The organism is Glutamicibacter sp. AOP38-B1-38, from assembly GCF_052377485.1.
In the GTDB taxonomy this organism is placed as follows: Bacteria; Actinomycetota; Actinomycetes; order Actinomycetales; family Micrococcaceae; genus Glutamicibacter.
Window position 1 is genome coordinate 150,525 of sequence record NZ_JBQSWU010000002.1, and the last position, 13,762, is coordinate 164,286.

Annotated in this window: 15 protein-coding genes; 5 read left to right on the plus strand and 10 right to left on the minus strand. The window is 59.8% G+C overall.

What is annotated here, in order from left to right; genetic code table 11:
- Positions 1-196: 196 nt before the first annotated feature.
- Together ACT3TP_RS01830 and ACT3TP_RS01835 are read left to right on the plus strand one after the other, a co-directional pair.
- On the plus strand, positions 197-847 hold the full coding sequence (locus ACT3TP_RS01830; RefSeq protein ID WP_444618990.1) for a hypothetical protein: 651 nt from the start codon (positions 197-199) through the stop codon (positions 845-847).
- On the plus strand, positions 840-1,268 hold the full coding sequence (locus tag ACT3TP_RS01835) for a hypothetical protein (RefSeq protein ID WP_128471010.1): 429 nt from the start codon (positions 840-842) through the stop codon (positions 1,266-1,268). Before ACT3TP_RS01830 ends, ACT3TP_RS01835 begins: the two co-directional genes overlap by 8 nt.
- Before the next feature lie 618 nt (positions 1,269-1,886).
- Here ACT3TP_RS01835 and ACT3TP_RS01840 read toward each other — a convergent pair.
- The 9 genes from ACT3TP_RS01840 to ACT3TP_RS01880 form a co-directional block, all read right to left on the minus strand.
- Positions 1,887-2,699, minus strand: coding sequence for an AAA family ATPase (locus ACT3TP_RS01840; RefSeq protein WP_105553695.1), 813 nt, complete (start codon positions 2,697-2,699; stop codon positions 1,887-1,889).
- Positions 2,699-4,207 carry a Mu transposase C-terminal domain-containing protein gene (locus ACT3TP_RS01845; protein WP_444618992.1) on the minus strand — a complete coding sequence of 503 codons (1,509 nt, stop codon included), beginning with the start codon at positions 4,205-4,207 and terminating at the stop codon, positions 2,699-2,701. The genes ACT3TP_RS01840 and ACT3TP_RS01845 overlap by 1 nt, the downstream gene beginning before the upstream one ends.
- Positions 4,208-4,213: 6 nt before the next feature.
- A complete protein-coding gene (locus ACT3TP_RS01850; protein WP_096287264.1) occupies positions 4,214-4,807 on the minus strand; it encodes a recombinase family protein in 594 nt (197 codons plus the stop codon).
- 397 nt (positions 4,808-5,204) lie between these two features.
- Positions 5,205-5,624 carry a DUF302 domain-containing protein gene (locus ACT3TP_RS01855; RefSeq protein WP_022876883.1) on the minus strand — a complete coding sequence of 140 codons (420 nt, stop codon included), beginning with the start codon at positions 5,622-5,624 and terminating at the stop codon, positions 5,205-5,207.
- Between the two features lie 88 nt (positions 5,625-5,712).
- Positions 5,713-7,041: an MFS transporter gene (locus tag ACT3TP_RS01860; protein ID WP_096287262.1), complete on the minus strand. Its 1,329-nt coding sequence runs from the start codon at positions 7,039-7,041 to the stop codon at positions 5,713-5,715.
- Positions 7,042-7,095: 54 nt separating this feature from the next.
- The gene (locus tag ACT3TP_RS01865) at positions 7,096-7,992 is read right to left on the minus strand and encodes a sulfite exporter TauE/SafE family protein (protein WP_096287260.1); all 897 of its coding nucleotides are present in this window, start codon (positions 7,990-7,992) and stop codon (positions 7,096-7,098) included.
- 65 nt (positions 7,993-8,057) lie between these two features.
- On the minus strand, positions 8,058-8,354 hold the full coding sequence (locus ACT3TP_RS01870) for a rhodanese-like domain-containing protein (RefSeq protein ID WP_096287258.1): 297 nt from the start codon (positions 8,352-8,354) through the stop codon (positions 8,058-8,060).
- Between the two features lie 120 nt (positions 8,355-8,474).
- Positions 8,475-9,059: a rhodanese-like domain-containing protein gene (locus ACT3TP_RS01875; RefSeq protein WP_022876879.1), complete on the minus strand. Its 585-nt coding sequence runs from the start codon at positions 9,057-9,059 to the stop codon at positions 8,475-8,477.
- Positions 9,060-9,173: 114 nt separating this feature from the next.
- Positions 9,174-10,571 (minus strand): MBL fold metallo-hydrolase, encoded by a 1,398-nt coding sequence (locus tag ACT3TP_RS01880; RefSeq protein ID WP_022876878.1) that lies wholly within the window; start codon positions 10,569-10,571, stop codon positions 9,174-9,176.
- Between the two features lie 517 nt (positions 10,572-11,088).
- On the opposite strand from ACT3TP_RS01880, the gene ACT3TP_RS01885 reads away from it, so the two are divergent.
- The 3 genes from ACT3TP_RS01885 (at position 11,089) to ACT3TP_RS01895 (ending at position 12,965) form a co-directional block, all read left to right on the plus strand.
- Positions 11,089-11,346 carry a metal-sensitive transcriptional regulator gene (locus ACT3TP_RS01885; RefSeq protein ID WP_022876876.1) on the plus strand — a complete coding sequence of 86 codons (258 nt, stop codon included), beginning with the start codon at positions 11,089-11,091 and terminating at the stop codon, positions 11,344-11,346.
- Positions 11,347-11,559: 213 nt separating this feature from the next.
- Entirely contained in the window at positions 11,560-12,120 is a 561-nt protein-coding gene (locus ACT3TP_RS01890) for a TIGR02391 family protein (RefSeq protein WP_096287252.1), read from the plus strand.
- A gap of 236 nt (positions 12,121-12,356) precedes the next feature.
- Complete coding sequence (locus tag ACT3TP_RS01895) at positions 12,357-12,965, plus strand: tetratricopeptide repeat protein (protein WP_013350240.1); 609 nt, start codon at positions 12,357-12,359, stop codon at positions 12,963-12,965.
- Between the two features lie 250 nt (positions 12,966-13,215).
- Here the strand turns inward: ACT3TP_RS01895 and ACT3TP_RS01900 are convergent, their stop codons facing one another.
- Positions 13,216-13,653, minus strand: coding sequence for an NUDIX hydrolase (locus ACT3TP_RS01900; RefSeq protein ID WP_444618999.1), 438 nt, complete (start codon positions 13,651-13,653; stop codon positions 13,216-13,218).
- Between the last annotated feature and the right edge of the window lie 109 nt (positions 13,654-13,762).

Below are 13,762 nucleotides of genomic sequence, written 5' to 3' on the forward strand. Positions count from 1 at the left end.
TCAGTTTTTCAGGGTGAGTCAATAGCGGTGGTTTTAGATCGCGATTACACCCGGAACCCTGAAGAGCCGAAAAAGTCATAACCTAGATGACGATTTACACATTTGCCTTTACTATTAAAATTGAGTTCATATCCAAGATGACCTCACCGTCTCTCGACGACCAGACAGCGTTCCAACACAAGAAAGGTTTCATCTCTTGAAATCTAAAACCTTTGGCTCCATCGCCGCAATAGCTCTATTGGCGTCTTCCTTGATGGTGACCCCAGCTATTGCAGCAACGAATAGCCCCTCCGACTCAGTAGAGCCGATTTCGCATTTTGGGATTGACGCCAGCAACGTCAAGGTAGATGTTTCCTACGTTGATGTGGACAGATTGAACCAAGATGAGAAGCAGGCTTTGGAATTGCTTGCAGAACGAGTAGAGCAGGATGGAGGAGGAGTCATTCTTAGTGTGAGCTCTACCGAGTATGTGCCTGAAGCATCTTCGAATAAAGCAGCAACAACATTTGCTTTGCCTGGTGGGTGCAAGTTAGTAACAGGTGAGTACCATACCCCGAACAGCAGCAACTACAGCCATGTGTCCGGATGGGCGCACAACCGCTGCGACCAAGCCTTTTCGCACAGAATCGAATTAGATATCCATAAAAAGAAAGCCGGAGCTCCAGGTAGCGGAACCATTGTCGCCAGTGAAACAGAGTTCCACAACGAAGTTGAAACTGATTACACGTGCAAAACCGGCTATGTTGCTGAATTCAATACAGTGTCACAAGGACGTGTAACCATCGCTGGCAAAGGCTACATCGCAACAGGCGCTTCAGGCTGGAGGCGATACAACTGTGGTGGATAATTTCCCAGGAGAGCGGAGTGAGGTTGACTATTCTGCGAATGGCCATCAAGACCCAATATTCACAGAACATGCTCTTCTCAAACTGAATCAGCAGTGCTTGCCGTTACCTGAAGTTGACGTGGCAATTGACGCAATGAATCGTGCCACGAATTCAACGATTGCGACTAACAGCAAAGCAGATGTAGACGTATTGCGCCATCTGGCTCTTCTGTATCTGGAATCTTTCAGAAACAAGAACCTTTCCAGAGGTGAGCATAATAAAGCCATCATGAATGTCGCTTCCATAGTGGTTTCGCTTCGTGCCCCCGAAGCCCGTCTTATCTCTTCAGAGGAAATGGATAGCCTACTTTTGAAAATCTACTTGTACTTCTTCCTCGAAGAGTCCACCCCTATTCAGCTCGTGAATAGTCTGCTCAAGTAAGAATCAATACACGCGTGCACGAACTGTGCATCAGTAGATGGTGCAATCCACTCCTATAAGTGGAATGCTCCCCGATAGTTGGACTGTGAAATGAACTGCTCCCCGAAAATTGGACTGTAAAAAGTCGACACTTTTGAGGGAGCATTTTCATGCGTGCACGAAGCACACTCACCGCGAAACAACGGGACTAGGGAAAACTGCAAAAGAAGACAACTAACACATTTCGACATTGAGGTGACAACAATGCATAGAGCCGTACCGTGGTACTTCGCAGCCGCAGTTCGAATTTGATTCATGCTCTCTTGATTCTCTCCTCGCTGCTGCTCATATTGCCCTTCCTGAGCAGTGGTTCAGCCGGTCACTATGAGAAGAGAGCATCAGGGATAACGGCATTTTCCCGCCACTGAACGAGCTCGGCGAAATCCTTAACGTGTGGGCTGAGGAGATTCTAGCGTTATTTGTCGGTCTGGCAGTAGCACTCGGCGCCGGACTTATGTTGCTGGAACAGCCGATAATCAGAGTCCAAGCCTTCAATACCTTTGATGAATAGGACTATCTGCGTGGAATATGTGATTGTTAACTTCGTTTGGCGGTTTCTGCGCACCTAATATTGGCGGTTCAACTGATTCCGATCACTAGCGTGGATCGCGCAGCTTCAACAACATCATCGGTAATCGTGTCCAGCTCATTGATTTTCATGACTCGCTGCATTTGTGTGAAGAGTCGATCGATCAGCCGGAAATTACCGCGCGTGATACGGGCGATCGCCGCGACAGCTTGCGTATCGGTGAAGTCCTCCAAGTCCAGAGTTTTTCCGAGGGCACGCCACTTTCGTTGCAGAACGAAATGCAGTTCATCCTGAGCAAGCGGACGGTACTCGTGAGCAAAACCAACACGGCTATAGAGCTGAGGGTATCGACTGAACTGCTTTTCGATGCCAGGCATCCCAATCAGCATCAGCGCGATATTGTTCCTGTCATACCTATCTCGTAGCACTTCTAAGGCAGTGGCGTTGAGTCGCTCCGACTCGTCGACGATGATCAGCTCAACATGCTTGTCTTGATTCATCGGGCCCGTCGTGGCACCTAAAGTATCGAGATGTTGATGGATACAGATCGAGGTCCGGGTGGTGACCAGAGAGAGTTCATCCTTGATTTGCTTAGGCGTCGTCAGAACCCCTGGGGTGAAGAAGACGGTCCGCGTTTTGGCCAGATCCTTGTAGATCTGGAGGTCACTGTCCTCCCGTCGGCCCCATTCCTCTATTAACGCCTCGGCTTTCGGGCTCCAGTTGGCATAACGTTTAGCCGATAGGGTTTTGCCAATTCCAGCTTGTCCATAGCAGACCCCGATAGTCCGCTGCCGACGCACCGCATTGGCGAACTCAGTGAAGCGGCGGTGCTCCTTCGTTGCGATAAAAGTTGTTGGTCCCATTACTCGTCCTCCGCGTAAGTGCGCAGCTTCGTTTTCTTGGTTCGGTGGACCGCCGGATCAGGCTGGGGTGCCTCCGTGGTTGGTTGCCCGGCCGGTAGAAATTCTGCGACGGTGGCGATTCGTTCTTTGATTTGTCCGCGCAATTGACGCTTGCGTGCGGAGCGTGCTTTCTGGATGTCCTTGAACGTCACTGTGGCTCGTTCATGCGCGGGATCCACGGCTTTGCAGATGTGCTGGCCACGGTGAAAGACCTGGATCTCGGCAACGTCCCGCGGGTCATAGCGGAGAATGACGGATTCTCCGACGTAGGCAGCCAGCAACGGGGAAATGTAGCGTAGCCCTTGGAAATGCACGCCATCGCGGTGGACGATCCGTGGCTTGGCGACCGTGAGCAGCAGCAGGTTCAGTTCATCGATGGTTTCAGGCAGACGCGGTAACCAACCGTTGCCCTGCCACGCTGTTTGAGGCGTTTCCTTGATCTCTTGGTGCTCGCGCTGGTGGTAGTTCTGCCCAATGAACTCACCCAGCGCCATGTCCAGTTCACCGATGGACAGCCCCGGCTTGGGGTTGCGCACATTGTGCAAGTAGCCGGGCAGCCGGGCTAAGAGTTCGGTGTTGAGGGTGCCGAAGAATCGTTCAATCTTTCCCCTGCCCTGCGGCCGGGCCACAGCGGAGAAAATGATTTCGAAGTGCAGGTCTCTGGCGGCCTGCGCCAAGTGGTGGCTCGTGAAATCGGTTCCGTGGTCTACATAGAGCACATCAGGGATTCCGTACATCGGCCAATCTGCTGTCTTTTTGGGCCAGATCGCCTCACGCAACGCCAATGCCGTATTCAAGGATGAGGGAGCACCGGTGAAGAGCATGTACCCGCAGAGGGCTCGCGAGTAATCATCCATGATCGTGGTGAGCCACGGTCGGACCGGCTGGTGGCCAGCGTCAAAAACCAGGATGTCGAGCTCGGTATGATCGGCCTGCCACACCGCGTTCGGACGTTCGGCGCGGCGGCGCCAGACCAATTCATATTTATCGCGGTACACCGCCGTACCTTGCTGCGCCAGCGTCATCATCCCCGGATCTATCGCGCCGACGATCGAGCGGACGGTGGAGTAGGAAACCGGTGCCCATCCTTGGTGGAGCGCTACCTTGTTGACTTGTTCGTGGATGGCTGCCGTAGTCCTGGGCGGTTTAGCTAAGGCGAGGCCTTCGACCAGGTTCACGAATTCGCTGGGCATCCGGCGTCCGCGTTTGCCCGGTGCCACCGGTTCCAGACCAGGCTTCCCGTGGAGCTTGAAGCTCTGGTGCCATCGCTGCAGTGTCCTCAGGCCGATATGGTGTTCCCCTGCCAGAACCGTCAACGGCACTCCGTCTTCGACGTGTTGCCGCAGTATTTCCCAACGTGCTGTTGCCTTAGCCAGGTAGTCACGAGGAGTTCCTGCTTTCTCGGTACTGTTGCCAATCTGGTCTTGCCCCAGCGGTACGTCCCTGCGCGTTTCGCTTCGCAGGGACATGGCCGATCACAGACTCTTGGAAGATGCGGGCTCTTGGCCCAAGTGGCGGTAGAACGTTGCGCGGCTCCAGCCAACCAGGCGTGCTGCGTCTTCGGCGGTGCGTCCCCTGGTGCGGGCATCTTTGGCGATCGCGAGCTTGTCGGCAATCACCGCCGGGTCCGAGACCGGCCGGCCGAAACGGGTTCCGGATTGCCGGGCGGCGGCAATGCCGGCGTTGACTCGTTCAACGATCAATTCGCGCTCGTATTCGGCCAACGAAGCAAGCATGTTCAGCATCATCCGACCGGTCGATGTGGCCGGGTCGATGCCATCGGAAATGGAGCGGACATTAATCCCGCGCTCCCGCAAAAGGTTCACGGTATTCAAGACATCGATCAGGGAGCGACCCAGCCGGTCAACCCGCCACACCACGACGGTGTCGCCGGCTTCGGCATAGTCCAGCAGCTTCTTCATCCCGGGCCGATCGATCGCGCTGCGGCTGCCGGAAGTCACGTCGGCGAACACGTCGCGCTTCTGCACCCCTAAAGCAACCAGGGCATCGAGCTGCAAGGCCGCGTCTTGGCTCGAAGTGCTCACGCGCGTGTATCCCAAATGTCTCACCTGCCCCAGTGTGGCTCAAAAACCCCTGCACGGCAAGCAGGTAAGACGTTTTACGTTGGGACGACTTTATAAGACGGTTGGACTCCTTGCCGTTACGGAATATTGAGACGGCATGGCCGGGCTGAGGAGAGTGTCTCAATAATCTTTAGGTTTTCAAGACGGTGGTTTCCCGGCTTATCCGCTCAATAACTGTTGTCCGTGGCTGCAACGCCCATCACTCTTTGCTGACTTGGCGGGTGGTGGTCGGCGCGTTTGGTGCCCTTAACACTGTCCGGAACCGGACGGTTCATGGGCCGATTCCTGAGGTACCTGGCTCCGCATGGAGCTCCGCGCAGGAATCGGTGCCCGTTAGCGATGTGGGAATCGTGCGAGCGACCTGTGCCAATGAGGTGAGAACCTAGGTACCTACTGTTCCGGAGATTTCCTTCAATGCCGCCTGAAGCCTGGCGTCGGCTTCGTTGGCGACCTCGCGTGTCGCGTCGCTCTGGCTGAGCTTGACCATGGTTTGCGGGTCGATGGCCTCGATGGTGGTTTCCGTGGCGGCGGGAGCGCGACGTACGACGACGTTGCACGGGAGCAGTGCGCCCAGCTGCGGTTCGGCGGTGATGCCGCGTTGGGCCAGTTGCGGGTTGCAGGCCCCGAGGATGATGTAGTCCCCCACGGAGACCCCGGCCTCCTGGCCCAGCTTTTGGGTGAAGGTCGCCTTCACATCGATTTCCGTCAGGACACCGAAACCCTGTTCTGCCAGGGCGCCGCGTGTCCGTTCGACGGCGTCTTGCCATGACAGCGGGACGGTGATGGCGTGGGTGTAGGTCATGGCGGTTCTCCTCGGGTCGTGGTGTGGAGGCGTGCCGAGCGCGACTGCGTGCTCCGCCACGGCATGGGACCTCGGTTCTGTGGCCATGCTACGGGTTGGTGTGGTCGCGCGGAAGTGTTGCCAGGGCATTGCCCCCAGGGGTCGGCCGGGGATGCGGTGGGTGCGTTTCATACATGCGGATCGCGACGATCAGCCCTGCGGCTGCACTGAGTGCCGCGGCCATCCAGACGCCGGCGTTGAGCCCGAACAGGTCGGCGACGATCCCGCCAATGATGGCACCGACGGCATATCCGAGGTCGCGCCAGACCCGGTAGACGCCCACCGCGCGTCCCCTCCAAGCGGGATGGGCGACGTCGCCCACGGAGGCCAGCAGCGTGGGGTAGACCATGGCGGTTCCCGCGCCGAGCAATACGGTTCCCGAGGCCCAGGCACCAAAGCCGTCCCCGAGCGCGATGATCGCAAGGGCTCCGGCCTGGACCAACATGCCGGTGGTGATGAGGTGTTTGCGTCCGATCCGGTCCGAGAGAGCACCGGTCGCCATTTGGCCTATGCCCCAGACCCCGGGATACAGGGCGAAAAGCAGGCCGATCTGGCCCATGCTGAGATCCGCGGTGGCGAACAGGAGGGGGAACAGGCCCCAGGAGAGTCCGAAGTTCAGGTTGTTCACCAGGCCGGCCAGGCTCGCCGAGGACAAGGCCGGTTCCCGGAAGCTGGTCAGGGAAAAGATTTGGCCGTTGGCTAGGTTGGCGTCCAGGCCATGCCGGGCGGAGGCGCCCCGGGCAGCCATGTTTCCGGCATCCAGGAGGGCATGTGGGTGGGTCTCCCGGACGAAAAGGCCCGACAGCAGCAGTGCCAAGGCGGTGTAGGCGATTCCCAAGAGGAAGGGCGCCGGACGCAGCCCGTACTGTTCGGCGAGGTATCCGGCCAGCAGGGACGTGGCGGCCACGGCACCGTAGCCCGCGGCCTCGTTCAGTCCCATGGCCAGGCCGCGCTGGGCCGGGCCTACCAGATCGATCTTCATGATGACGGTGGTCGACCAGGTCAGGCCTTGGTTGATGCCCAGCAGAACGTTCGCGGCGACGACCCAGCTCCAGTCCGGGGCGAAAATGAGCATGAGCGGCACCGGGATGGCGAAGAGCCACCCGGCCAGCAGCACGGGGGTGCGTCCGTAGCGGTCCGAGAGGGTCCCGGCGAACCAGTTGGAGGTCGCCTTGGCGATCCCGAAGGCCGCCACGTAGGCGAAGAGGAACGTGTATCCGCTCAGGCCGAACTCCGCGTGGGCCAGCAGCGGAAGGACGGTTTGCTGTTGCCCGACCATCCCGCCGACGAGTGCGTTGACCGCGACAAGCAACGCGAACTGGGCCGCGTTGGCGCGCAAACCCAGGACAGGGAGGATCTTGGTGGTGGACGGTTTCATGCGCGGACTCCTGGAGTGCCGAGGCTGGAGGGGCAACACGGAGGGGAGCCGGGGCTAGCGGGCTTCGGTTGCCGTGGTGGTGGCGGGTGAACCCAGGGACTTGCGTCGCAGGGGGCATGCGGGGATGGCAAACCAGCACAGGGCCGCGGCCGCGGCGATTGCGGTGGCCGCGAGGCCCAGGATGAGGTTGGCGGGGGAGGGTAGTTCCTGGACGAGGACGAAGACGCCCATGGCCAGGACGAAGAAGCCAAAGCCCTTGCGCAGGGCCGCTTCGGGGATGCGTCCGGCCAGGCGTGCGCCGAGGAAGGAGCCGAGGATCGCGGCGGCTGTGACTCCGCCGACAAGTGTCCAGTCCAGGGTGACGGTGGTGAGGTAGCCGCCGAGTCCGGCGAAGGACTTCATGGCGATAACCACCAGCGAGGTGCCGACGGCGACGGGCATGGACAGGCCGCCAAGCAGGGCGAGTGCCGGAACGACGAGGAAGCCGCCGCCGGCACCGACGAGCCCGGTGACCAAGCCGACGACCAGGCCCTCGATGATGACCTTGGGCACCGGCAGATCCCCCTGGTGGGGTGCGCCTGCGGGGTTCTTACGGCCGCGGATCATGGCCAGGGAGGTGGCGACCATCATGAGGGCGAAGGCGATCATGAGGATCGTTCCGGGAATATGGCCCCCCAGGAGGCCGCCGCCGAAGGCCCCTGCCATGCCGGCGGCGCCGAAGACGAGTCCGGTGCGCCATTGCACACGTTTCTTGCGGGCGTGGGTCACGGCGCTGACGGCGGAGGTCGCGCCGACGACGAAGAGCGAGGCGGCGATGGCTTCCTTGGGGTTCATGCCGGCGACGTAGGTGAGGATCGGGACGGTGAGGATGGACCCGCCCCCGCCGAGCAGGCCGAGGGAGATCCCGATCAGCACCGAGAGCAGGAGGGTGAGTGCGAGGGTGAGGGTCATGGAGGGGGCCTTGTCTGGGAAGGAAGGGCAGGGGACGCGGGTGGGGTTGGCGCCGGGGTATGGCTTTAGGTGACGGGCAGGCCGGCACGTTGCCAGGCGGTCATGCCGCCGGCCATGGTGTCGGCGGTGAATCCGGCGCCGGTGAGGGCGTCGGCGACGCGGGCGCTGCGGTTGCCGCTGCGGCAGATGACGATGACGGGGCGGGTCCGGTCGATCTCCCCCAGGCGGGTGTTGAGCTCTCCCATGTGGATGTGGATGGCGCCGGGGATCATTCCCTCGGCGACTTCGAAGTCTTCGCGGACGTCAAGGACCTGGTCCGTGGCACGTCGCTGGTCGGTGTCGGTGATGGTGATTTCGGGCATGGTCTGCTCCTTCGGGGGCGTGTTCAAGCGGTATGTGGGTGCTTTCCGGGCCCGGATCAACGCGACCCGGGCCCGGAAACCGGGAGGAATCCGGTTGGCGGCGGGCCAACCGGGTGTGCGCTAGGACTTCTTGGGCGGAAGCTGGGCGAGGACCGATGCACGGGTCGGTTCGTTGCCGGTCTTGTTCCACGGCATCTTGGCCAGGGCCTTGCCCATGGCGCAGGTGTTGGTGGCCGCGGAGAAGGTCAGGCCCGCGCCGATGGCACCGGCGACGGTGCGCAGCTGCGGGGAGAGGAACTTCCCACCCACCAGCCCGGCCACCACGAGGGAACCGGCGGCCATGCGCACCTGGCGTTCCAGGTCCCAGCGCTTGGAACCCTCGACGGTCCCGCCACCGGCCTGCTTGTAAGCGGGGACGCCGCCGGACAGGACATGGGCGTTGCCGAATCCGACTGCCGCGAGGTGTGTCTTGGCTTCGGTGGCGCGCACGCCGGATTGGCAGACCAGCACCACCTTGGTGTCGAGTTTCGAGGCGAGTTCCTCGGTGTGTTCTGCCAGCAACGGGAGGGGGACGTTGTAGGAGCCCTTGATATGCAGGGATTCGAATTCGGCGGCGGAACGCACGTCCAGCACCACGACGTCGGTGCCGGTATCGATCCAGTCCTTGAGCTCTTCGGGGCTGGTGGCCTGGGGGATGGTGTTCATGGGGGTGTGGGCCTTTCTGCCGGGCATGGCGCCCGGCCGGTCCCGCATCCGGAAAGGGGGATGCGGGACCGGGAATACGTAGAATTTATTGTTGAGGGATGGGCAGTGGAGAACCTAGGCGTTCTGCATTTGCTTCCAGTCGGCCCATCCGGCGTAGCTGCCCTCGAGTTCAACGACGTCGAACCCGGCCCGGCGCAGGGCGGAGGCGGCCACGGAGTTGCGCACCCCGGACTGGCAGAAGCTCACGATCACGCCGTCGGACGGAAGCTTGTCGGTGTTCCAGAGCACCCGTCCGGCGTTGAGCTGTTCGGAGCCGGGCACGTGTCCGGCAGTGTGCTCGGTCTTGTTGCGCACATCCAAGACCATGGCCGCATCGAACCCTGCCAGGTCGGCCGGGGAGATCGTGCGGGGCACGTAGACCGGCAGGCCGTCCAGGGAAGTGATGTATCCGGCGACGCGGTCGATGCCCACGCGGATGAGGTGGTCCCACATCTCGGTGGCCGTTTCGCTGTTGGGAGCCAAGAGCACCAGCGGTCGCTGGTCCGTTTCCGGGTCCACGGCCCAGGCACCGTAGCTTGCCGCCTTGGTGCCGGCGGGAATGTTCAGTGCCCCTGCGACGGTTCCCTCGTGGACCTCGGTGTGGTGGCGGGTGTCGACAATGCCGATTTCGTTCGCGGCCAGGGCGGTGGCAACGTCCTCGATGGCCAGCTGGGCCAGCGGTGCGCGTTCGCCCAGGACGGCCGGACCCTGGCGGTTTTCGCGCTTCATGCGGCCGAAGTAGGCGTGGGCGTCGGGCTGCCCGTCAAGCAGGGCCTCGACGAATCCAGCCTCGTCGTTTGCCTCTAGGTAGGGACCCCACCACGCGAAGTTGCGCTCATACCCGACGGTGGAGGACGGGATGGCGCCCAAGGCCTTGCCGCAAGCGCTGCCGGCGCCGTGGCCCGGGTAGACCTGGACGTAGTCAGGCAGGGTCAGGAACTTGTTCTTCAGCGAGACGAAGAGGTCGTGGGCCCCGGCGAAACGGGTGTCGGTACCGCCGGCGGCCTCGTCGAGCAGGTCCGGGCGGCCCAGGTCCCCGGAGAAGACGAAGTCGCCCGAGAGCAGGAAGCCCGGCTTGTCACTGAAGGCGCCGTCGGTGACCAGGAAGGAGAGGTGTTCGGGGGTGTGCCCCGGGGTGTGCAGGGCGGTGACGGTGATGTTTCCCAGCGTGATGGTGGACTGGTCAAAGAGGCGTTCGGCTTCGAATTCGTATTGCCAGTCCGGCCCGCCCTCGCCCGAAACGTAAATCTCCGCGTCGGTGGCGGCGGCCAGCTCCCGGGTGCCGGAGAGGTAGTCGGCGTGGATGTGGGTCTCGGTGACGGCGGTGATCTTCATGCCGTTTTTTGCGGCAAGGTCCCGGTACACCTGGATGTCGCGCCGGGCGTCCACCACGAGGGCCTCGCCCTTGGCCTGGCAGCCGATGAAGTAGCTGGCCTGTGCCAGGTCCTCGTCATAGATTCGTTCGAGAAGCATTGGTTCTCCTTGTGGTTGGTCAGTTTACCCTTCATACCCCTGGGGGTATCAGGTTCACAGGCAACAATAATACCCCCTGGGGTATACGTCAAGTCGTTCACGGATGCACAAAAAAGCGGCGATCGACACCATCGGGAATGGTGCCGATCGCCGCAGGCGCATGCGAGGCTGGGCCTAGCGGCCCAAGAGGCGCGCGAAGAAGCCGCCTTTCTTGCTGGACTCCTTCGGGGCATTTGGATCGCAGGAGCAGCGCTCGCTCCGCGGCACGTGGGCCATGACCTGCTTGACATGCTGGCCACATCCGGCCCAGGTGGTTTTCTGACACTTACGGCATTTGGTCGCACGGCACATATGGTGACTCCTTGCGTCTGGGGTTGTTGATGGAGGCTTGGCCGCCCCCTCTGTATTCGAGTATGGCATATACCCATGGGGGTATCGAGAATCACTGCCATTGATACGCTAAGGAAACCCCCGGGGGTATACCATTGAAGAAATCAACACCTTGAAGGGACCCACCATGGAACTTGAAGCGGACACCATGAAACCGGCCATCAACAGGCTCAAGCGCGCCCAGGGCCAGCTTAACGCCGTGATCCGCATGCTGGAGGAAGGCGGCGACTGCCGCGCGGTGGTCACCCAGCTTTCCGCCGCCTCCAAGGCCATAGACCGTGCCGGGTTCTCCATTATCGCCACCGGGCTCGAGCAGTGCCTGAAAAGCGAGGACCCCACAGCCGACCGTGCCGACATGGAAAAACTCTTCCTCTCCCTGGCCTAGCCCCAGCCATCCAGCGATAGCTCTCCCCGAGACCACCCATGGAGTCCGGCAGGACCACTGCGCGAACTTCGGCAGTGCGGCGGTTCCGCAACCGCCGAGGAATCACTCCCTGCCGCCAAGCGGGCCGTAGCGATCAGCACCCCTGTTCACTAATCAGACGCCGCGCACCGAGCGACAGCAGTCAATGTGGGTGCTTGATCCATCGGCCCGAAGATGCAACAGCCAAGGCCAGAAAACACCGCCACTAAGCACTGTGAAAAACAGGCCACTTATCGTTGTGGCTCACAAGTACTTATTCAGCGAGGCGAAGAACTCAGTAAACACCTGGGAACTGATGCACCAGACATGGATGCCTCAAATTTGCATCCTTGGGCCTGGGAACGAAGCAAATCTTTGTGGAATAGCGGGCACTACCACGAGGCTGTGATGGAGGCAGCTAAAACTATCAATCACGAAGCACAGCAGAAGCTTGGACGCATGGATCTTTCGGAGCGAAAGCTCTTCAACGACGCATTCAGCACCAACCCGGCCAAGCCAGGCGCGCCAAGACTTCGACTCGCCAAAAATGACGGTGGGGACACATATGCGAACCTGCACCAGGGCGCGCGTGCATTCGCCGAAGGGCTCTATGCGGGCATCCGCAACCCAGGCATGCACAAACCGCAGGAAAACCATGGCGGGCAACAGCAGCTAGCCCTCGAACAGCTCGCAGCATTCAGCCTGCTAGCCCGCTGGATAGACCAAGCAGAAGTGGAAACAGCTCCCGCCAATTAGCCGGCACTCAATGAGTGTTCCCATAAACGATAAAAAAACTTTCTGGGAAGAATCTATTTCGGGAAGCAGTTTCGGGAAAACAAGAACATTGAAAAACCGCCGATCCTGTCAGTTTCCGAAGTCCTCAGCATTTCTGTCCATAGTCCACAGCACTGCCGCCCGCAAGGGGAACCCTCTACGGGGCATGAGGCCGGACCCTCAAACCAGTACCTCTGACTGCGGCTAAGCTTCTAGCCATGTCACAAAATTCTCCCACCGAGGAATCTCGAAAAGCTCGCTACATCATAGATCCTGTCTCCCTGCGCGAAGTCGTGAGCAACGAAGCCGCAGTAGAATCCCGGATTGAAGAACTTGAAAATATTGGTGAGCCAGGCGACGCGGAACGCATCTCATGGCTTCGGATGCTCGGAAGGCTGCAAGAAGCTGAAGAACTGGGTTGGATCACATTAGTAAAATCGGGCGGAGTGACAGATAACCGGCAAATCGTCACACCACTTCCATTCCAAGCCGTAGCCGGTGCTTTACGACTGGCTCACGTCCTGCACTGGCAGAAGAGATACAGCCAGGCCGATCGGCTATTCACAGCGGCGCTGGAATCTGCACAGTCTGAGATCGATAATTCTGAAATGAACCCCGTCGCTGCGCGTTCATTGGCAGCCTTCGCGTGGCAGCATTTAGGCAAGCTGCACTTCGACCAAGGACAGTTCGCCGATGCTCTACAAAGTTTCGAATCTGCATTGGTCCTGCGCCAAGAACTGAAAAGCCCTGAAGACCAACTCGCATCAACCCGACAAGCCATCTGTACTGCCGAAGCCTGTTTGGCGCAGAAAGTAAAGCCTTTATAGACATGTTTTCATCGACTTGGGTCACGGACGCCTCGAATTTGCGTAAGAACAACGTCAAATCTTGAATGCCCCACTTGGTGACGGACAACCCTCGAAGATCCATATAGGGAACCTCCTGCAGGACACTAGAGCGTCAACCCATGATGTCAGTTTCCGAAGTCCTCAGCACATTTGCCCGTAGTCCTCAGCACTGCCGCCGCCCGCAAGGGGAACCCTCTGCGGGACGGAAAAATTGGGGCCAGATAATGCATCACGATTTCATAGGAGACGCTAGCCATCTTTGCAACAGATCGCTAGCTCCCTCCGGGTACAGCGGACGGTTTAGCTGTTCGATATTGATCCAACGGACCGGGCTACCCTCATCTAATATGTGAAGTTGTGCGTCGAGGGCAATCGAGTCGATGTCACTAGATTCTACGGCGAACACATGGGCTATTTGGTGCCCTGGCAAGCCTTGATGCACATAGATGTTCTCGACCACGCCGAGTAGCCAGACATTACCAAGCTGCATGCCGAGTTCTTCTCGAAATTCACGCCGCAGTGCAACTTCGGCAGTCTCTCCGAATTCGATTCCACCTCCGATTGCGCGCAAGTACGCGCTGTCTTTGACGGTGTCCTTTCCTTCTTCCGCGAGAAGGTGACCGTTGCGAATCGGTAGCCCTACGGCCAGGTTCCTGATTGTAGCCATGCCTCATTTTATATGTCTCGTGACCGACCACCTTCAGTGCATGTTCACTGAACTATCTTCGAAAACCCAAGTTTCAGATGGGAAACTCTTCGCAACACTTAATGCCGCC

Coding starts and splice junctions, on each gene's coding strand:
- ACT3TP_RS01840 (WP_105553695.1), bottom strand. CDS start 2,699: ATGGGACCAACAACTTTTATCGCAACGAAGGAGCACCGCCGCTTCACT.
- ACT3TP_RS01845 (WP_444618992.1), bottom strand. CDS start 4,207: ATGTCCCTGCGAAGCGAAACGCGCAGGGACGTACCGCTGGGGCAAGAC.
- ACT3TP_RS01855 (WP_022876883.1), bottom strand. CDS start 5,624: ATGACCTACACCCACGCCATCACCGTCCCGCTGTCATGGCAAGACGCC.
- ACT3TP_RS01860 (WP_096287262.1), bottom strand. CDS start 7,041: ATGAAACCGTCCACCACCAAGATCCTCCCTGTCCTGGGTTTGCGCGCC.
- ACT3TP_RS01865 (WP_096287260.1), bottom strand. CDS start 7,992: ATGACCCTCACCCTCGCACTCACCCTCCTGCTCTCGGTGCTGATCGGG.
- ACT3TP_RS01870 (WP_096287258.1), bottom strand. CDS start 8,354: ATGCCCGAAATCACCATCACCGACACCGACCAGCGACGTGCCACGGAC.
- ACT3TP_RS01875 (WP_022876879.1), bottom strand. CDS start 9,059: ATGAACACCATCCCCCAGGCCACCAGCCCCGAAGAGCTCAAGGACTGG.
- ACT3TP_RS01880 (WP_022876878.1), bottom strand. CDS start 10,571: ATGCTTCTCGAACGAATCTATGACGAGGACCTGGCACAGGCCAGCTAC.
- ACT3TP_RS01885 (WP_022876876.1), top strand. CDS start 11,089: ATGGAACTTGAAGCGGACACCATGAAACCGGCCATCAACAGGCTCAAG.
- ACT3TP_RS01890 (WP_096287252.1), top strand. CDS start 11,560: ATGCAACAGCCAAGGCCAGAAAACACCGCCACTAAGCACTGTGAAAAA.
- ACT3TP_RS01895 (WP_013350240.1), top strand. CDS start 12,357: ATGTCACAAAATTCTCCCACCGAGGAATCTCGAAAAGCTCGCTACATC.
- ACT3TP_RS01900 (WP_444618999.1), bottom strand. CDS start 13,653: ATGGCTACAATCAGGAACCTGGCCGTAGGGCTACCGATTCGCAACGGT.